This is a genomic window from Anabaenopsis sp. NIES-4685 (genome assembly GCF_059725405.1).
The window spans coordinates 67,377-87,509 of sequence record NZ_AP043602.1 but is presented as its reverse complement, the minus strand read 5'-3'; the positions used below and the strand labels follow the sequence as shown (position 1 = coordinate 87,509).

The following is a 20,133-nucleotide window of genomic DNA, read 5'->3' as shown; positions in this document are numbered from 1 at the left end:
TTTGTTTAATTGTTAAGAAAAATGTGGGTAATGCATAGCCTTACAAGGGGAGGGTTAGGGTGGGGTCAAACAATAGTTGATACACTAATCATACCTTTTAAAACATCCTCTAAAGATTCTTCTTAATAAACTAGGTAAAGAGTTGGAAATTGTTAATCAAGCTACTGAAGGTAGAGATGAACTAATGCAAGATATAGTATCGATAATATACTCGTTTAGTGCAAGGATGTATGGGTTAAGAAGAGCAAAGACAAAAACAGAACGTATCACTCAGGAGTTACAAAATGAAGCTGATTGAGCGTCATGTTATTAAACCAAGTCACCCAGCATACAAAGAAATAGATGAACTTTGCTTTAAATCGAAGAACCTATACAATGCTGTTAACTTCATAGTTAGACAGGAATACATTCATAACAACAAGCATATTAATTATGCGGGAGCCTATCACCTAATCAAAGAATCTGTTGATTATAAAGCTTTGCCAGCAAAGGTAAGTTGTCAAATCATTAAATTAGTTGATAGATGCTGGCTTTCATATTTTGCAGCTATTAGTTCTTTTACGACCAACCCTGATAAGTTCAAAGGTCGGCCTAGAGTACCTGGATATAAACATAAAACAAAAGGTCGTTGTGTGGTCATTTACCCGGCACAGGGTATTAGCAAAAAAGGGTTAAAAAAAGGGTTATTACAACCTTCAGGTACAAATATATCTATTTCAACTGCTATTCAAAGTAAAGTTAAAGAACTTAGATTAGTACCTAGAAGTGGATTCTATGTAGTAGAGGCTGTTTATGAAAAGAATGAAGTAGTCACAGTTAGGAATCAATATATTGCAGCTATCGATTTGGGGCTTAATAACCTGGCCACCATAGCTTCAAACAAAAAAGGCTTTCAGCCGTTGATTATTAATGGTCGCCCATTAAAGTCAACCAATCAATTCTTTAATAAACAAAAAGCCCAACTCCAATCGAAGCTTCAAACTAAAGACCCCAATAGATACACCTCCAACAAAATATCCAATCTTCTCACCAAAAGAGATAGTAAAGTTGATACCTATCTACACCAAGCTAGTAGAACCATTATTAATTACCTTCGACAAAATCAGATTGATACTTTGGTGATTGGTAACAACAAACAGTGGAAGCAAGATATTAATATTGGTAAGCGTAACAATCAAAATTTTGTTCAGATACCGCACTATAAATTTATCCAGCAGTTGGTTTATAAAGCTAACTTAGCTGGCGTTAAAGTTATTATCAACGAAGAAAGTTATACCTCTAAGGCTAGTTTTCTTGACCTTGATAATATCCCGGAGTACCAAAAAGGGGCAGAACGTGTATTTAGTGGTAGAAGAGTAGCTCGTGGGTTGTATAAAGCTTCTAATGGAAGGTTAATAAACGCTGATTTAAATGGGGCGTACAACATATTAAGAAAAGCAGTCCTGAACGCTTTTGCAGACGGGATAGAGGGGTTAGGAGTAACTCCAATCAGGTTTACCCCTGGTAAAGTGACTTTGTAGATTTGTCTATAATTTCACAAACTCTAGATTTTTGGATTAATATCTTGTTGACCTGTTTGGGTTATATTCCTGGAATCGTCCACGCAGTCTGGGTAATTGCTAGGAAATAAAGGTTTGGGGGGATGGGTTTGTGAGCCGATCCTCCCTATTGGGGTAAAAATTCAGGATGTGATTGTTTACAGAACGCGATCGCTTTTTGTTGTCACTCTCTTTTTTTTATGTGTTTCTTGGAAGTAGGTAATTCCATGTGCTGTTATGATATACACAATTAATAATTGGCACTGACAGATGGTAGTTAAAATCAACAATACCCAACCCAAGTTACTGAGAATAATACCAAGCACAGTATTAGGGATATCGATAATCTTAGCACAGCCCCAGGTAGTGGGTGCAGTGTGCAATACAAGCCAATGTGCTGTAACCAACTCTGGGAAGTGGAAACAGGGAAAGCAGTTACAAACGCGTAATTATTTTTTTGAAGGTATAGAGAAGCTGGAACAACGAGAATACCAAGGAGCGATCGCTGATTTTTCCGAGGTGATCAAGATTGATCCTGAGTTTTTTCAAGCCTACGTCATGCGAGGAATTGCTCGTGGTCTATTAGAAGACTATCAAGGGGCGATCGCTGATTTTAATCAAGCTATCAAGATTAATCCTAACGATGCTGATACCTACTATCTCCGAGGATTTGCCCGTAGTGGCTTAGAAGACTATCAAGGGGCAATAGCCGATTATACCCAAGCTATCAAGATTAATCCTAACAATGCTGATATCTACTATAATCGAGGGATTGCCCGTAGTAGTTTAGAAGACTATAAAGGGGCAATATCTGATTATACCCAAGCTATCAAGATTAATCCTAACGATGCGGATATTTACTATAATCGAGGGATTGCCCGTAGTAGATTAGAAGACTATAAAGGGGCAATATCTGATTATACCCAAGCTATCAAGATTAATCCTAACGATGAGGACACTTACTACCTCCGGGGATTTGCACGTGCTCAATTAGAAGACTATGGACAAGCGATCGCTGATTTGAATCAAGCTATCAAAATTAACCCTAGCTACGCTAAAGCCTACCTGGCGCGAGGAATTTCCCGTCTTGGTTTGGGAAATAAGCAAGGTGCAGTAGCTGACCTTCAGCAAGCTGCAAATCTGTTTGAGCAAGAGGGACAACAAGAACCCTATCAACTGACCTTAGAGTTGATTAGGGATATTCAGTCCCTTTGAAATCTCATGTAGGTTATACTCGGTTCTTCCTAAGAAGATTTGTAAATTCAGGAGCAGGGGAAGGGAAATACCACTCACAGAAGACGTGAACACCGATCTCGCTGATCAGGGGTGCTGCTTACAATATGGATTAACAATAGAAATTTTCAGTCGGTGCAGCCTGAAGGTATTTATCCTTGGCGGTTCTTTATTATTGCAAAAGCCTATGCAACCCACTAATCCTAACCAATTTACCGAAAAAGCTTGGGAAGCGATCGCCCATACCCCAGATATTGCTAAACAACATCAGCAACAGCAGCTCGAAAGCGAACACCTGATGAAAGCCTTGCTAGAACAAGATGGTTTAGCTAGCAGCATATTAACTAAAGCGGGTGTTGATTTGCAAAGAATCCGCGATCGCACTGACCAATTTCTCCAACGCCAACCAAAAGTATCTGGTAGCAGTACATCTGTATTTCTGGGTCGCAGTTTAGATACACTATTAGATAGAGCAGATAAATATCGTCAAGATTTCCAAGACGAATATATTTCTATTGAACATTTATTACTGGCTTACGCCAAAGATGACCGCTTTGGTAAAGCTTTATGCCAAGAATTTGGTTTAGACGAAGGTAAACTCAAAAAAATTATTAAGCAAATTCGTGGGAGTCAAAAAGTGACCGACCAAAATCCAGAAGGAAAATATCAATCACTGGAAAAATACGGACGTGATCTGACAGAAGCAGCACGTAAAGGTCAACTAGACCCAGTTATTGGCCGGGATGATGAAATTCGCCGCACCGTGCAGATTCTATCGCGACGTACTAAAAATAATCCCGTGCTGATTGGTGAACCAGGTGTTGGTAAAACCGCCATCGCTGAAGGACTCGCCCAAAGAATTATTGCTGGTGATGTCCCCCAGTCCCTGAAAGACCGGAAATTAATCGCCTTAGATATGGGTGCTTTAATCGCCGGGGCTAAATTCCGGGGGGAATTTGAAGAACGACTCAAAGCAGTATTAAAAGAAGTTACAGAATCCGGCGGTAATATAGTCTTATTTATTGATGAAATTCATACCGTCGTCGGTGCTGGTGCTACCCAAGGCGCTATGGATGCGGGGAACTTGTTAAAACCCATGTTGGCCAGGGGTGAATTGCGTTGTATTGGGGCGACCACCTTAGATGAATATCGTAAATATATTGAAAAAGACGCGGCTTTAGAACGACGCTTCCAGCAAGTATATGTAGATCAGCCCAGTGTAGAAGATACAATTTCTATATTGCGGGGGTTGAAAGAGCGCTATGAAGTCCACCACGGGGTAAAAATATCCGACAGTTCTTTAGTTGCAGCCGCTACATTGTCTAGTCGGTACATTAGCGATCGCTTCCTCCCAGATAAAGCCATTGACTTGGTAGACGAAGCTGCGGCGCGGTTAAAAATGGAAATTACCTCTAAACCAGAGGAACTAGACGAAATCGACCGTAAGATTTTGCAATTGGAAATGGAGAAGCTGTCTTTGCAAAAAGAAACAGATGCAGCTTCTCGAGAACGTTTAGAAAGAATTGAAAAAGAACTAGCGGATCTCAAAGAAGAACAAAGAACCCTGACTGCTCAATGGCAATCGGAAAAAGATATTATCAACAAAATTCAGTCAATTAAAGAAGAAATTGACCGAGTTAATTTAGAAGTACAGCAAGCAGAGAGAAATTATGACCTGAATCGTGCTGCAGAGTTGAAATATGGGAAGTTAACAGATTTACATCGCCAATTAGAAGCCGCAGAAGGGGAATTAGCCAACGCCCAAAAAACTGGTAAATCCCTATTGCGTGAAGAAGTCACAGAAGCTGACATTGCGGAAATTATTTCTAAGTGGACAGGAATCCCCATCAGCAAGTTAGTAGAATCAGAAAAGGAAAAACTTCTGCATTTAGAAGATGAACTACACCGCCGCGTCGTGGGACAAGCTGAAGCGGTTACAGCTGTATCCGATGCTATCCAAAGATCCCGCGCGGGACTAGCTGACCCCAATCGTCCCACAGCTAGCTTTATTTTCCTCGGTCCGACTGGTGTCGGTAAAACTGAGTTAGCCAAAGCCCTGGCGGCCTATATGTTCGACACACAAGAGGCTTTAGTGCGCATTGATATGTCTGAATATATGGAGAAACACACGGTTTCCCGGTTAATTGGTGCGCCTCCTGGATATGTGGGTTATGAAGAGGGGGGACAGTTAACCGAAGCTATTCGCCGTCGTCCCTATGCTGTGATTTTGTTCGACGAAATCGAAAAAGCACACCCGGACGTATTTAATATTTTCCTGCAAATCCTCGATGATGGTCGTGTCACCGATTCCCAAGGTCATACTGTGGACTTTAAGAATGCGATTATTATCATGACCAGTAATATCGGTTCACAGTATATTCTCGATGTGGCTGGGGAGGCTACACAGTATGATGAAATGCGCCGCCGAGTTATGGAAGCTATGCGCAATAGTTTCCGCCCAGAGTTCCTCAATCGTATTGATGAAATGATTATCTTCCACGGTTTGGAGAAAAAGGAACTGCGCCAGATTGTGCTAATACAACTAGAAAGATTAAGGGAAAGATTAAGCGATCGCAAGATATCCCTGAGACTCTCCGATGCAGCCCTTGACTTTTTGGCAGAAGTAGGGTATGATCCTGTATATGGTGCGCGCCCACTCAAGCGAGCCATTCAAAGAGAGTTAGAAACTCAAATTGCTAAGGCTATCTTACGGGGTGAATTCAACGACGGCGACACTATTTTTGTGGATGTACAAAATGAGCGTCTTTCCTTCAGTCGTTTACCTGTAGAAGTGTTTACCAGTTAAGAAAAATAAGCATCAGTAGGGGACAAGGCCTAAGTCCCCTATTTAACGCTAAATTCTATCTGGGTCAGGTATAGAGCCTTTTTCAGGCTCATGAAGTACACACCAATTCCCTATTCCCTATTCCCTGTTCCCTGTTCCCTGTTCCCTGTTCCCTCAAACTAAAAAAAATGTACCTCACGAGCATGGGAAATGCTATAGTAATAGCGGGAAAAGTGCCCGCATTACCAGAATTTCACCTTTGTAGTTATGCCTACTGACATAAAACTTGTCGCATATTACGCATATTTGCCGGTAACTCAAAATTCATGGCTTGTTGAATCAAAACAGAGGGGATGGGAATATTAGGGGTAGCTTGTACTCGGTATGCTAACAAAGTGCCATGACTCAAATCTTTTAGATCTAAAGTGGCGGTGAAGTCGGCAAAACTCCCTCTTTCCATGCGGAATTGAATTTGTTCCCCTAGCAGTTCTACGACATGAAGATAAATTTCTACTTCGGCTGTGAGAAATAAAAATTTCTTTTGTGCAGATTGATACAGTCGCTTCACTTCATCTTGTGACAAAACTTGACTTTTGATAATATCAGGAAAATATTCCACCCAACGACGGTAATCAGTTAATTGCTGCCATACATGCGATCGCAGTAGTGGTAAATACATCCAAGCTGTAACCGCACCACCCCAAGCTGTATGGGGTAAGGTTTGCAAGAAAATTTCACCCTGCATCAGTGACAATTGCTTGTCTTGAGTCCAAGGGATATTCAAACCTGTAATCATCGAGTTGGAGATATGAGATGCAGACATACTAATTTCAGTTACTCCTCAACTTCTCTACCTGTGAGTGATGAAACACACAAACCATTCCATAGTATCTAGTCGAACCAATTAAATTCTAGTTCGACTGTTTTGCTGCCTCAACCAATCTTTTAACCGAAATCATACTGAATATATCCGCAAAAAACGTACTTCTTATCACTTTTTATCAAAACTATAAGTAAAATACATGGGATGTCAAGTAGAGTTTGTGAAATTATAGACAAATCTACAAAGTCACTTTACCAGGGGTAAACCTGATTGGAGTTACTCCTAACCCCTCTATCCCGTCTGCAAAAGCGTTCAGGACTGCTTTTCTTAATATATTGTACGCCCCATTTAAATCAGCGTTTATTAACCTTCCATTAGAAGCTTTATACAACCCACGAGCTACTCTTCTACCACTAAATACACGTTCTGCCCCTTTTTGGTACTCCGGGATATTATCAAGGTCAAGAAAACTAGCCTTAGAGGTATAACTTTCTTCGTTGATAATAACTTTAACGCCAGCTAAGTTAGCTTTATAAACCAACTGCTGGATAAATTTATAGTGCGGTATCTGAACAAAATTTTGATTGTTACGCTTACCAATATTAATATCTTGCTTCCACTGTTTGTTGTTACCAATCACCAAAGTATCAATCTGATTTTGTCGAAGGTAATTAATAATGGTTCTACTAGCTTGGTGTAGATAGGTATCAACTTTACTATCTCTTTTGGTGAGAAGATTGGATATTTTGTTGGAGGTGTATCTATTGGGGTCTTTAGTTTGAAGCTTCGATTGGAGTTGGGCTTTTTGTTTATTAAAGAATTGATTGGTTGACTTTAATGGGCGACCATTAATAATCAACGGCTGAAAGCCTTTTTTGTTTGAAGCTATGGTGGCCAGGTTATTAAGCCCCAAATCGATAGCTGCAATATATTGATTCCTAACTGTGACTACTTCATTCTTTTCATAAACAGCCTCTACAACATGGAATCCACTTCTAGGTACTAATCTAAGTTCTTTAACTTTATTTTGAATAGCAGTTGAAATAGATATATTTGTACCTGAAGGTTGTAATAACCCTTTTTTTAACCCTTTTTTGCTAATACCCTGTGCCGGGTAAATGACCACACAACGACCTTTTGTTTTATGTTTATATCCAGGTAGTCTAGGCCGACCTTTGAACTTATCAGGGTTGGTCGTAAAAGAACTAATAGCTGCAAAATATGAAAGCCAGCATCTATCAACTAATTTAATGATTTGACAACTTACCTTTGCTGGCAAAGCTTTATAATCAACAGATTCTTTGATTAGGTGATAGGCTCCCGCATAATTAATATGCTTGTTGTTATGGATGTATTCCTGTCTAACTATGAAGTTAACAGCATTGTATAGGTTCTTCGATTTAAAGCAAAGTTCATCTATTTCTTTGTATGCTGGGTGACTTGGTTTAATAACATGACGCTCAATCAGATTCATTTTGTAACTCCTGAGTGATACGTTCTGTCTTTCTCTTTGCTCTTCTTAACCCATACATCCTTGCACTAAAGCATATTGGGTTAACCTTTCAGCTTGTCTTTCTAAGTTGTCTTTTGAACCATTATCAGAAACACGGCAGTAGATAGCTACAACTTTGTTAGGGTTTTGGTTAGTTTCAGGTAGATTAATAATTATGGTTCCTGTAGGTTGTTGATAACCTGTGATTACGCCGGATTTGTACCAACGCTACGCAGTTCTATAACTTATCCCTACCTTTTTTGCATAATCAGATAGTTTCATTCATTTAATGATCGTACATTCATAATAATATTATACTACAAATATACATAAATGACTATAAATTCATTAAATTATTGTAGACTATATTGTGATCAACTGGATTTGAGAGGGAAACTGGGTGAATCAATCTTCCTTAAATCGGACATTAACCCAAATTTTCGGGATTCTTCTGGGTATAGCACTAGCCATGTGGGTAGTTAGAGGTTTTGGTATGCTGACATTTATTCCCGGTGGTGTCATTGGACTGTTGTTACTAGGGGCGATTACCATAGGGATGATTAGCTATGTACAAAAAACCTGGTGGCGGTTGTAGTCTCAATATATGACAGAGTAAAAACTATGGCAAAGTATGTATGTACGGTGTGTGGCTACGAATATGACCCAGAAATCGGCGATCCTGATAGCGGTGTAGCTCCCGGAACGCCCTTTGAGGAATTGGCTGAGGACTGGGTTTGTCCTGTGTGTGGAGTCACAAAAGATTTTTTTGAACCGCTAGAACTGTAACAATAACCGCTGGTTCCTAGATGTATATATTATAGAAGTTTTTAGCCTTGAATATTCAAAGACCAACTTTAAATATTGTAGTGATTGGAGGTGGAGCGGCAGGATTTTTTGGTGCGATCGCTTGTGCTCAAATGAATCCTGATGCCCAAGTTACCTTAATCGAAGCTAGTCGTCAACCACTGGCGAAAGTGTTGATTTCTGGTGGAGGACGCTGTAATGTCACCCATGCTTGCTTTGAACCAGCCAGATTAGTACAAAATTACCCCAGAGGTGGTAAGGCTTTACGGGGTGCTTTTAGCCGCTTTCAAGCTGAAGATACAGTAGCTTGGTTTGAAAACCACGGTGTGCGGTTAAAAACAGAAGCTGATGGGCGGATGTTTCCCATCACAGATAATTCTGAAACAATTGTGGAATGTTTGATTAAAACTGCTGCGTCAGTTGGGGTACAATTACGCATCGGTACACCAGTAGTTGATGTCAAAAAACTTCCCCAAGCACCAGGGTTTGAAATTATCCTCAAGTCTGGACTGAGCCAAAAATGCGATCGCCTGCTTTTGGCAACAGGAAGTAACCCTATGGGTTATAAAATTGCTAGGGAGTTGGGTCATAACATTGAACCCCCTGTACCTTCTTTATTTACCTTTAATATTCCCGAACCCAAACTGAGGTTATTGGCTGGGGTGAGTGTGAACCCCGTACAATTACGTTTATCTGGGACAGGAAAACCACCACTAGAACAAACTGGGCCATTATTAATCACCCACTGGGGTATGAGTGGCCCTGCTGTGCTGAAACTTTCGGCTTGGGGTGCCCGATTTTTGCACGAAAACCGGTATCAAGCTAAATTATTGGTGAATTGGCTACCGGATTTCAATCAAGAACAAGTGCAGCAAAAAATCTTAGCAGTTAAGACACAATGGGGACAAAAAGCCATGGTCTTACATCGTGGGGTTGACCTACCGCACCGCCTCTGGCAATATCTTATTGACCGGGTCGGGATAACGACAGAAGACCGTTGGATTGAACTATCCAATAAAAAATTAAATCAGCTAATTCAAGAACTGACCCAGGGAGAGTATTTAATTACAGGTAAAGGAGTGTTTAAAGAGGAATTTGTTACCTGTGGTGGTGTTAATCTCAAGGAAGTTAATTTTAAGACTATGGAGAGTAAGTTAATTCCCGGTCTTTATTTTGCCGGAGAAATTCTAGATATTGATGGAATCACGGGCGGGTTTAACTTCCAAAGTGCTTGGACAACAGGATATTTAGCTGGTAAGTCCATGGGAAGTGAACTAACTGACGGTGGCTATCAAAACATAGTGGGAGCGTGAGAACCCCTACGCTTGAGCGAGGGGATGAAACGCCACTCAACAGGATTTATACCTAACTTATTTACTCCTGCTATCGGGTTTGTTTTCTGGGTCAACATTGACTTGAGGATGCCAAACTTCCCACAACAAAGCGCGATCGCTCCAAGCAGAGCGGATTAAATTCCAGCGCACCTCATTAGTAGTTCGACCAAACAGATTGAGCATGGTTTGCAGCATTTCTGGAATAGACAGGGTATTTGCTAAAAAACCGCTCCACTGGGGTAAGGATAACTGGAAAAATGAAGCAAAGAAAGCTTGTAGCGTCCCCTCGTCAAACCGCATTAAGTTTTCTAAACCGAACCGGTACAAGGCGTGTTTACGGATTTCCTCGGTTGACCATAGGGTTTGCCATCCTGTGGCTGCAATCTCCCCAGGAGACCCATTCGGATGATTCAAAGCCTGGGCGATCGCTGCTGCTACCCCGGGGGCTCGTCGAATCAAAGCCCCTACCATATAACCAGATGCGGGATGTACCATGCTAGCTGCGCCACCAAAGCCCATGACGGATTGATTGATCAACGGTAAGGGTAAATTCATCGGGAACAAACAGTATTCAATGTGATGGATGTGATTTACCTGCACACCTCGAAAGGCTAAACGTTGATACAACCGCTTTTTCAATACCTCAAAGGAAACTGCGGGACTGTTTGCTAGGGAGGTTTCTTCTACAAAAAATACACCGCCTCCTAAATCCATGGCGTAGAGAAATGTGGGGGGTTCTTCTTGTCTTTGCGCCGGTGATAGATGATCGCTGCGGTAGTCCATTAAAACAAACTGTTGGGCATCAATGGGTGGTGAGGAAAAAGTGCCGACGATGCCGTAAGCTGCTTGATAGGCAATGCGATTGCTTTGGGGTCTTTTTAACAGCGCGGGTTTGTGACCACTGACATCAATAACCACTCTGGCGGCTACCTTTGCTCCTTGGGTCGTAGTGACGCACGAATGAGTTGGTAAATGCTCAATGCTGGTAGCAGTACCCTGATGCCATAACATTTTACCCTGCTCGCACTGTTTTAAGAAGTGTGACTGCAGCTTGACATTATCAAATAAACCGTACTCACGCTGAAGGGATATTTTTTGATCAAGGGTGTAGGTGACACAGTTTTGCCAACGATGGCTGAGAAGATGGGTCATCTTCATTGGTTCTAACTCATTGCACCAGATACCGTATGTGTTTGACCACTCTACTGGGGGGGGTGTGGTTGCTAAACCTGCAACCCTCAGACCTTGATTACATAGGGCGGCGGCGATCGCCAATCCTCCCGGTCCAGAACCAATCACTAAAGCATCAAATACCAAGCTCATACCTATACCCTAAAATGCACTACTACACTGCATTTTAGGGGATTGCTTAGTTCCAGTTTGACTCTTGTGTCCCTCACCCCTATGGTGTGGAAGTCTAGATACTGTTATTTATTTATATAGCCTCATCATTACCCCAGAGGATGACCCGGAAATCACAAGCAGAGTGGGTCAAAACATTCTGGTTCTAATTTGTGGGTGAATTGAAGACTATGTAAAGATACAATCCTCGTACCCCGCTCCCTATCCCCACCCTGATACGAAGTAACCCGTGCAGATAGCATGATTTAACAGAAATTCTGTATATTAAATTACATTTAACCAGTATAAGAATATATTATTCTAATCCAATTAGTGCTATTATTTCTCAATAAGATGCTAATTGCTGTATTTAGGCTGTTTTTAATCATAAGTACTACTCAAATTGACGATGCATCTATTAATTGTGCTTGGGGATGAGAATTTTTCCCCAACATCATAGTCAAGAATAGATAAAAACTGAAAACTTATCCCTCATATATTATGACAATTACAATTTCACAACAAGCTTTTTGGGATTTATTTGTAGAAATACCAGAAGCACAAAGAAAGTGCGACGGACTATCTACTATCCTCGGTGAACAGTGGGAAATGTTTGATAGTATTTTGCAATTCCCTTCAGAACTAGGTACAGGATTTTATGGAGAAATAGAATTGCGGGAAGGTTTGTCCTTAGCAATTACAGAAACTCAATTATATGATGATATAATTTTGCATCTTCCAGATAGACAACATCCTTTAGAATACAGTTTTTATATTTCCAGTCATCGCCAAAATCACCATTGTTCTGTTCACGACGGAAAAAACACATTATGGGGTAGCGGGCTTGCGCCTAAAGAAAAATTTTCATCATTTAAATCACAAAACCAAATTGAGATTAATGTACATATTGAACCGGAAATATTTTGCCTATTCATAGCAAGAGAACAGGACATACTCCCACCAGAATTAACTCATTTAGTCAGAAAAACTGATGAAACATATTATTCTCGTTCTAGTATTACAACTCCAGCAATGCAAGTAGGAATAGAGCAAATTTTAAATTGCCCCTATCACGGACTAATGAAAAGAATGTATTTAGAGAGTAAAGTTTTAGAATTGATGGTATTGTTGGTAGAACAAGACGTAGCAGCACATCCAGCTAAACATAACAGCTTTACAATCAAACCAGAAGATGTAGAACGCATTCACTCTGCTAAAGACATTTTATTAAAAAATTTAGATAATCCCCCCTCTTTAATCGAATTATCCCGACAAGTGGGGTTAAATGACTGTACCCTTAAACGTGGCTTTCGGTTGGTATTTGGTACAACTGTCTTTGGCTATTTACATCATTACCGACTAGAACAAGCCAGAAAATTGTTAGTAGCAGGAGAAACAAGTATTTCTAAAGCTGCGCGTAGCGTTGGTTTTGCTAGTCGTAGCTACTTCGCTACTGCTTTTAGGAAAAAATTTGGTATCAACCCTAAAGAATTTTTATTAGCTAATTCACGTTCATCTCTGGAAATTAATGAATTGATAGGGTAATTACAGGAAAATTAAAAATTTTGATATAAATACAATTCTCACCTGATTAAATCACTTAAAAAGCAAAAATTCCGTCTAGCGTTCAAAAAATTCCGGCTAGCGTTCACAACATTTATCCACATCCGATTAATTTCCTGTAGACTTCTTGATAGTAATTATAAATTACCGAAATTCAGTTGATAAGGTATTGAGAGTAGTTAGCGGTTACTGTTAACTCTTCCCAATTCCTCATGCCTATTTATTACTGTTGTGAGTCGAGTAATGTCAAATCAGTTAAATAAACTAGCTTGGATGGTCATTTTAGCTTTGCTATTGGTTAACCCACCTGTTTTAGCTGAAGGCCACGAAAAACCAAAAGGTAAAATTTCTCAATTAAGTGATATACAACAAGCTTCTAGTAGAATTCAGCAATGGCTGGCTCAGTCTGTGATTCAGGTAGCAGGTGTTAATTTACAAACAACGGACAAAGGTGTAGAAGTAATTTTAGAAACCAATCAATCAGATCAACTGCAACTCACAAATCAAAGTGAGGGCAATAGTTTTATTATTAACATTTCTAATGCCCAGTTAAACCTACCTAGCGGTGACACATCATTTCGCCTCGAAAAACCCATGGCGGGAATTACTGAAGTCAAAGTTAGCAATTTAGATGCAAATACAATTCGCGTCACCATCACAGGTGAAACTGCTGCGCCGCAAGTCGAGTTATTTGATGCTGACCAGGGTTTAATTTTTAGTGTCATAACCACAGCATCTACTTCTGAAACCCAACCAGAAGAACCAATTGAATTATTAGTTATAGGTCAGCAAAATAGATACCGTGTACGTAATGCTGCAACTGGAACGAGAACTGATACTCTAATCCGAGATATTCCTCAGACTATTCAAGTAGTTCCTGAACAAGTGATCAAAGATCAAAGAGTTACTCGTTTAAGAGATGCGCTGCTGAATGTTGGTGGTGTGGTTCAAAATGGTGGGTTTGGTGGGGGCGTAGATCAACTGGTTACTCGCGGATTTTTTAACGGTGGTCTTTTTGGTGGAGGTATTTTAGTTGATGGTTTCAAGGATGGACGAAATGGTATTAGAGAAACTGCAAACGTTGAGCGTCTAGAAGTTCTCAAAGGACCGGCTTCAGTTTTATATGGTGGCGTCGAACCGGGAGGTGTAATTAATTTAGTTACGAAGCAACCTCTCAAAGATCCCTATTATAATGCTGAATTGTCAGTAGGTAATTTCTCCACATTTCGTCCTAGTCTTGATATCTCTGGTTCACTAAATTCCGATAGAACTTTGCTATATCGGCTCAACTCTGTTTACGAATCTTCAGCAGGATTCCGTGATTTTAATCAAGATATTCAAAGATTGTTTATTTCACCCACTTTAAAATGGGAAATTGGCAAAGCAACCAACTTAAGGTTGCAATTCGACTATCTCAACGATGAGCGTCCATTTGATCGGGGATTTTTAGCTTTTGGTAATGGTATTCTTGATATTCCTGTGGAGCGTATTTTAGGCGAACCAGATGATGTAAGGAAAGTTGAAGAAATAGGTTTTAGCTATCGCTTAGAACATAATTTTAACGATAATTGGAAAATCCGCAATGCTTTCCGATATCAGAGTGCAGATACCTTCGATTATCGTGCTGAACCTGTGAGATTAGATGAAACAACAGGGATTCTCACACGGAACTTTAGATCCAATGATGACTATCAAGAAAATTATACCTTACAAACTGATTTAGTTGGTAAGTTTGCCACAGGTTCAATTGATCATACTCTCTTATTTGGTGTTGACTTAGCTAGGTCCACATCAGGGGAACTCAGAGCCGATTACCGGGAGGAATTACACCAAGTATTGATGTATTTAATCCAGTTTATAATGCCATATCCAGACCCGGTTTAGAAGAATTAACCAACCTTGTGCGTAATAACCAGAATAGAAGTACTGGTTTAGGAATTTTCGTACAAGACCAAGTAGCTTTTGCAGATAATTTAAAATTGGTTGTGGGTGGAAGATTGGATTTTGTAGATCAAAACAGTAAAGATTTACGGGATGGTTCTGAATCCAATCAATACGATACAGCTATCACCCCCAGACTGGGTATTGTTTATCAACCTATTCAACCTATTTCTCTTTATACTAGTTACAGTCAATCATTTTCACCAAATTTTGCGACAAGCGTAGATGGAACAATTTTAGAACCTGAACGGGGAACTCAATATGAAGTTGGTGTAAAAGGTGAATTTTTGGATGGCAAATTAGCGGCTACTTTGGCAGCTTATGACATTATAAAATCAAATATGGCTACAACTGATCCAGCTAATCCAGACTTTAGCATTCCGATAGGAAAACAACGCAGCCAAGGAGTTGAACTCAATGTTGGGGGAGAAATTAGTCCTGGTTGGAATGTGATTGCATCTTATTCTTATGTTGATGCTAAGTACACAGAATTTAATGATGGTTCTGCTGGGAATCGTCCGGCGAATATCCCATTTAATACAGCCAGTTTATGGACAACTTATCAATTACAACGCGGTAATTTACAAGGTTTAGGTTTTGGTTTAGGTTTGTTTTATATAGGCGATCGCCAAGGTAACGACGAAAATACTTATGTCATCCCTGGTTATCTGAGAACAGACGCAGCAATCTACTATCAACGTGATAATTGGCGGTCTGGGGTTAATATGCAAAATCTGTTTAATGAAAAATATTTTCACGGAGCAAATTTTGGGAGAGTAGCTATAGAACCTGGCGCACCATTAACGGTTATTGGTAGTTTTTCTGTGACATTTTAAACAACATCAGGTGTAGGTTATAAATAACCATCATGAATGAAAGTTATATCAAATTCAAACGCTTAACTCGCTGGTGGGGATTGGCGATAGCAATGTTTTGTTCTTTATTGCTGACTGTAGCTTGTCATTATGGTGGTTCTATACCCGTGAATGAACAGATAACAAACGCAGCTTGTCGTGATCTTAAACACTCTGCGGGAATCACCTGTATTCCAGACAAGTTTGAGCGACTTGTGACTTTAGATGATACTTCCTTGGAAAATGCGATCGCATTAGGTATTCAACCTGTTGGTAGTGTGATTTCCGAGTTTTCCTCACATTGGACAGAGCAGATGACAGGAGTGAATAACATCGGTACAATGGGCGAACCTAATTTAGAAAGTATTTTGGGAATGAAACCGGACTTCATTATCGGGTTCAAGTATTTCGAATCAATATATTCTCTCTTGTCCAAGATGGCACCCACAGTTTTATTGAAATTTGAAAATAGTGGTCAATGGAAACAGGTATTTAATAACATTGGTGTGGCTTTAGGTAAGGAAGAAACTGCTAAAGAAGTAACAGAAAATTATTACCGTCGTTTGGCTAAATTTCAGGAAAACATGGACGAATATTTAGGTAAAATTCAAGTTTCTGTAGTACGAGTTTATCCGGATAAAATCAACCTTTATCTCAGGGATTCTTTTTGCGGCACAGTTTTACAAGACGCGGGATTATCTCGCCCAAAATCCCAAAGTTTCACCGCATCGGAAGCAAAAAAATTATTTGGTAATCCCATTCAAGTATCTATCAGTAAGGAATTAATTGAAAAAGCGGATGGTGATGTGATATTTATTTGGACATACGAAAATAACGCTAAAGGCAATCAAACAGCTAAAAAGAAATTAGAGGAATTACAAGCAAATCCTCTGTGGAAAAATTTAAAAGCTGTACGCAACAATAAGGTTTATGTAGTTCCCAGTTACTGGATTGGGAGTGGTATGTTAGCTGCAAACGCCATTATTGATGATTTATTTCAATATCTCGTCAATACACCCTAAATCACAGTAAATTTCAGGTGATTATGTATAAGGTCGGGCAGGATGCCCACCCCACAATAATTTTACTATTAATACTTTTATTTTAGGTACTAAAAACCTACTGTAAAATATTGCCAAGCGGGCTAATTTATTACAGTAGGTTTTTATTTAATTACTTTTGTTATGACTCTTCATACTTTATTTGTTTGTAAATCTTGTAGTGCTGTTATCGACCATGAAGAAGCTGATGAACGCGCTGAAGGAAATAAATTATTTTTGCAACTGCTAGAACTGCAAAAGGATAATTCTATTTATCATCATCTCAATATTGAATCTGTAGGTTGTTTATGGACTTGTGGCCGACCTTGTACTGTGACTTTTGTTTGTCCAGAAAAATATACATATCATTTTGTGGATTTAACAGAGGAAAGTACAACTGATTTGTTGCAATTCAGCCAGCTTTATCAAGCAAGTAAAGACGGATATGTTTTACCTGGGAAACTACCGGGAACACTTCGTTCTCATCTTTTAGTCCGCATCCCTCCCACACCAGAGACAAGGTAAATGATATCTTGTAATTGAAACAAATCCCCCGAAGAAATAAAGTTCTGAGAGGATGTTTGTCAAGTCATGATTACTGTATCGAATATTATTTGACCCCACCCTAACCCTCCCCTTACAAGGGGAGGGGACTGGATTTGATTGTTTTTTGTGTGTTGGGTGTGTTCGGTGTGTTCCCTGTTTCCTAAGATAAAAATTACCTGTTGAAAACTTATCAAACATCCTCTGAGAATGTTAAGACTAATGGATTTGAATTTGTTGGGTGGGTTAGGAACTGCGTAACCCACCTTGTTTGATTTTTGGTGTTTTATGGAAAGGACTAAACTCCTTACTACAAAACTTATTCCTGGAAAATTTGCTCAAATTTACCTTGTGTTTCCACTTTCCCTGCTTTCATGACAATAATCTGGTCAGCACGACGCAACACAGCAGGACGATGGGAAACTACAAGACAGGTTGGTGTCCAAGAATTTTCTTGCTGTTCAGGATTATTAACAAATATCCGCGACCATAACGCCAATTCTGTTTCTACATCCAAGGCGCTGGAAAGGTCATCAAATACTAATAATTCCGGTTTTCGGATAAACATCCGCGCTGCTGCTACTCGTTGCATTTGTCCCCCAGATAACCGCACACCTTTAGAACCAACTACAGTTTCTAAACTTTCGTTCATAGTCGCCAAATCTTGCTCAAACACCGCCATTTTTAAAGCTGTGGCAATATCTTGGTCATCTTTAGATAAACCCAACAAAATATTTTCTCGCACAGTGTAGCTAAATAATTGGGGAATTTGGGGAGTATAAGCACTGCGAGGGGGAACAAAGAAACTAGCTGGGCTTTCTACAATGTTCCCATTCCAGTAAATTTCTCCCTTTTGTTTAGGTAGTAATCCTAATAAAACCCGCAGTAATGTAGTTTTACCTGCACCAATTCCACCAGTAATTACAGTTAAACTACCCCGTGTAATTTCCAAGTTAATATTTTTAATTCCTTGGTCATTATCTGGATAATTATAAGTGAGATGAGATACTGTTAAAACTTGCAGTTTATCTTGCTCATTTCTCACAGGTGGTTCTAATGGCGGTAAGGGTTTTTGGCGATTATTCAGGTCATTTACATAAAGTTGATTGGGCGCTACTAATATATCCGCGGATACACCTGCTAATAAACTAGCCATCCGTTCAAAAGATACTTCTGTATGTTTAGATAACGCTAGAAAACCGCCAACAGAGCTAAAAAAGCCAGTCACAAAGGAAAGGTTATATACAAATAAAGCAAAGTCACCAACTGTTAACTGATTAACGCCACTCTGCATGAATTGAGAAGCCAGTAAAAGAATTATACCGGTTCCTAGATTCACCATATTTTGAAAGGTAGAATTAAGAATAGCATTCAACAAGCTATCTTTAATCATTGTTTGGCGGCGTTGCTCATTTAAAGTATGAAAATAATCCAAAACATTTTTTTCTGCGCCGGCTACTTTAATAGCTTGAACTGAACCAAATATTTCACCTAAAATCCCTGTAACTTTTTCGGTAGCTTGGCGGCTGGCTTTTCTATACTTTTTAATGCGAGTTTCTCCGCGTTGAATAATTGCGACCATTCCGACTAAGGGCAGAAACACAAACACGGTCATCTGCACATTAATACTCACTAAAATCATTAAACAAAGAATAGCAAATATTCCTTCTCCAGAAATTTCTGATATCCAGGCTACGTTGTTTTCTATTTGTTCGGCATCATCACGAAAATAGCTAATTATTTCTCCCTGAGATACAGTTTTTTCAGCTTCTTCATTAACAATTATGGGCTGTGCTGTGGGATTGTCAAATAAGCGTTCTAATAAGTTATGTCGCAGTAATGACCGCATTAAAAAACGGTGCTGGGTTTTGGTAATACGTCCGGCAAATATAACGGCAATATGCCCAAAATTGAGAGCGAGTAATAATGCAATTAAGGCTAAGGGTGATAAACCCAACTGTGCTTTATTAGTTAAAGTATTGAAAAATTCCCTGATGATTAAGCCTGGTAGCGCTGGCAAACCCGTAATTAAAATCCAGTAGATGCTGTCAATAATATATAGTTTGGGTTGGTAACAAATTAGTTGCCATAATAATTGCCAATGGTTGCATTTTTTTGTGGCTGCCATAATTATTTTTAAGTTAAAATATCGCTTAAGCCTGTCTGTAATAATTGGGAAAACCGTGATTCTGAATTATTAAGTAATACTTCTCGTTCACCATATTCTATGATTTTACCTTGTTCTAAAATGAGTATTTGGTTAGCCTTTTGTACAGTGGCTAAACGATGAGCAATAATAATGCCAGTACGCCCGGTTAATAATTTATCAACGGCTTTTTGTACGAGTCTCTCGGTTATGGGGTCGAGGCGAGAGGAGGCTTCATCTAAAATTACTAACCCAGGGTCTTTGAGAAACACGCGAGTAAATGCGAGTAACTGCGCCTGTCCCGCAGATAAGCCATTACTATCTGGACCCAAATTTGTATCTAAGCCCTGGGGTAATGAATATAACCATTGTGATAGTCCCAATATTTCTAAGGTTTCATGGATGCGTTCGTCGCTGATCTGTGGGTTAAAAAAGGTGAGGTTATTTCTGACTGTTGTTTGAAACAATTGCACATCTTGGGTGACTAATCCGATTTTTTGCGGTAAGTCTGTTATGGGAGTTTGGTTAATTGGTATATCTCCCAAGTGAATTAGGCCTGAGTGTGGGTCATATAATCTCAGTAATAACCGCACTAGTGAGGATTTACCGCTACCTGTACGCCCTAATAATCCTAATACATGAGCAGCAGGTAAGTTAAAGGATATGTCTTGCAATACTAAATTTCTAATATCAGAT

16 protein-coding genes and 1 pseudogene are annotated in these 20,133 nt (G+C 39.6%); 12 read left to right on the top strand and 5 right to left on the bottom strand.

All coding sequences use genetic code 11. The features are described 5' to 3' along the window. Window positions 1–284 precede the first annotated feature (284 nt). The 4 genes and pseudogenes from AC6IZ0_RS00385 (at window position 285) to clpB (ending at window position 5,577) form a co-directional block, all read left to right on the top strand. Window positions 285–1,520, top strand: a complete 1,236-nt coding sequence (locus tag AC6IZ0_RS00385) for an RNA-guided endonuclease InsQ/TnpB family protein (protein ID WP_497724652.1) — start codon at window positions 285–287, stop codon at window positions 1,518–1,520. Window positions 1,521–1,546: 26 nt separating this feature from the next. Continuing rightward, window positions 1,547–1,630, top strand: a pseudogene (locus AC6IZ0_RS00380) (YqaE/Pmp3 family membrane protein); the annotation flags it as partial. A gap of 178 nt (window positions 1,631–1,808) precedes the next feature. Then, the gene (locus AC6IZ0_RS00375) at window positions 1,809–2,753 is read left to right on the top strand and encodes a tetratricopeptide repeat protein (RefSeq protein WP_497724651.1); all 945 of its coding nucleotides are present in this window, start codon (window positions 1,809–1,811) and stop codon (window positions 2,751–2,753) included. A gap of 205 nt (window positions 2,754–2,958) precedes the next feature. Next, window positions 2,959–5,577: an ATP-dependent chaperone ClpB gene (gene clpB / locus AC6IZ0_RS00370; RefSeq protein ID WP_497724649.1), complete on the top strand. Its 2,619-nt coding sequence runs from the start codon at window positions 2,959–2,961 to the stop codon at window positions 5,575–5,577. Window positions 5,578–5,827: 250 nt separating this feature from the next. On the opposite strand, the gene AC6IZ0_RS00365 is transcribed toward clpB, so the two are convergent. Continuing rightward, a complete protein-coding gene (locus AC6IZ0_RS00365; RefSeq protein WP_497724648.1) occupies window positions 5,828–6,379 on the bottom strand; it encodes an SRPBCC family protein in 552 nt (183 codons plus the stop codon). A gap of 238 nt (window positions 6,380–6,617) precedes the next feature. Next, window positions 6,618–7,853 (bottom strand): RNA-guided endonuclease InsQ/TnpB family protein, encoded by a 1,236-nt coding sequence (locus tag AC6IZ0_RS00360; RefSeq protein WP_497724647.1) that lies wholly within the window; start codon window positions 7,851–7,853, stop codon window positions 6,618–6,620. 418 nt (window positions 7,854–8,271) lie between these two features. Here AC6IZ0_RS00360 and AC6IZ0_RS00355 point away from each other — a divergent pair, with 418 nt between their 5' ends. The 3 genes from AC6IZ0_RS00355 to AC6IZ0_RS00345 are packed head-to-tail and all read left to right on the top strand — an operon-like array spanning window position 8,272 to window position 9,988. Beyond that, on the top strand, window positions 8,272–8,466 hold the full coding sequence (locus tag AC6IZ0_RS00355) for a hypothetical protein (protein WP_271731187.1): 195 nt from the start codon (window positions 8,272–8,274) through the stop codon (window positions 8,464–8,466). Between the two features lie 26 nt (window positions 8,467–8,492). After that, window positions 8,493–8,657: a rubredoxin gene (rd, locus tag AC6IZ0_RS00350; protein ID WP_271731188.1), complete on the top strand. Its 165-nt coding sequence runs from the start codon at window positions 8,493–8,495 to the stop codon at window positions 8,655–8,657. A 47-nt stretch (window positions 8,658–8,704) separates the two neighbouring features. Further along, window positions 8,705–9,988, top strand: a complete 1,284-nt coding sequence (locus AC6IZ0_RS00345; protein WP_497724646.1) for a BaiN/RdsA family NAD(P)/FAD-dependent oxidoreductase — start codon at window positions 8,705–8,707, stop codon at window positions 9,986–9,988. Between the two features lie 57 nt (window positions 9,989–10,045). Here AC6IZ0_RS00345 and crtL read toward each other — a convergent pair whose 3' ends face one another. Then, window positions 10,046–11,332, bottom strand: a complete 1,287-nt coding sequence (gene crtL / locus AC6IZ0_RS00340) for a lycopene beta cyclase (RefSeq protein ID WP_497724645.1) — start codon at window positions 11,330–11,332, stop codon at window positions 10,046–10,048. A 519-nt stretch (window positions 11,333–11,851) separates the two neighbouring features. Here crtL and AC6IZ0_RS00335 point away from each other — a divergent pair. From AC6IZ0_RS00335 to AC6IZ0_RS00315, 5 genes are all read left to right on the top strand, one after another. After that, window positions 11,852–12,895, top strand: coding sequence for a helix-turn-helix transcriptional regulator (locus AC6IZ0_RS00335; protein WP_497724643.1), 1,044 nt, complete (start codon window positions 11,852–11,854; stop codon window positions 12,893–12,895). Window positions 12,896–13,156: 261 nt separating this feature from the next. After that, on the top strand, window positions 13,157–14,797 hold the full coding sequence (locus tag AC6IZ0_RS00330) for a TonB-dependent receptor plug domain-containing protein (RefSeq protein ID WP_497724642.1): 1,641 nt from the start codon (window positions 13,157–13,159) through the stop codon (window positions 14,795–14,797). After that, entirely contained in the window at window positions 14,704–15,690 is a 987-nt protein-coding gene (locus AC6IZ0_RS00325) for a TonB-dependent siderophore receptor (RefSeq protein WP_497726116.1), read from the top strand. Before AC6IZ0_RS00330 ends, AC6IZ0_RS00325 begins: the two co-directional genes overlap by 94 nt. A 32-nt stretch (window positions 15,691–15,722) precedes the next feature. Then, the gene (locus AC6IZ0_RS00320; RefSeq protein ID WP_497724641.1) at window positions 15,723–16,730 is read left to right on the top strand and encodes an iron-siderophore ABC transporter substrate-binding protein; all 1,008 of its coding nucleotides are present in this window, start codon (window positions 15,723–15,725) and stop codon (window positions 16,728–16,730) included. Window positions 16,731–16,892: 162 nt separating this feature from the next. Continuing rightward, window positions 16,893–17,273 (top strand): DUF1636 family protein, encoded by a 381-nt coding sequence (locus AC6IZ0_RS00315; RefSeq protein ID WP_497724640.1) that lies wholly within the window; start codon window positions 16,893–16,895, stop codon window positions 17,271–17,273. Window positions 17,274–17,610: 337 nt separating this feature from the next. On the opposite strand, the gene AC6IZ0_RS00310 is transcribed toward AC6IZ0_RS00315, so the two are convergent. Further along, window positions 17,611–19,419: an ATP-binding cassette domain-containing protein gene (locus AC6IZ0_RS00310; RefSeq protein ID WP_497724638.1), complete on the bottom strand. Its 1,809-nt coding sequence runs from the start codon at window positions 19,417–19,419 to the stop codon at window positions 17,611–17,613. Between the two features lie 8 nt (window positions 19,420–19,427). Beyond that, on the bottom strand, window positions 19,428–20,111 hold the full coding sequence (locus AC6IZ0_RS00305) for an ATP-binding cassette domain-containing protein (protein WP_497724637.1): 684 nt from the start codon (window positions 20,109–20,111) through the stop codon (window positions 19,428–19,430). Window positions 20,112–20,133 lie beyond the last annotated feature (22 nt).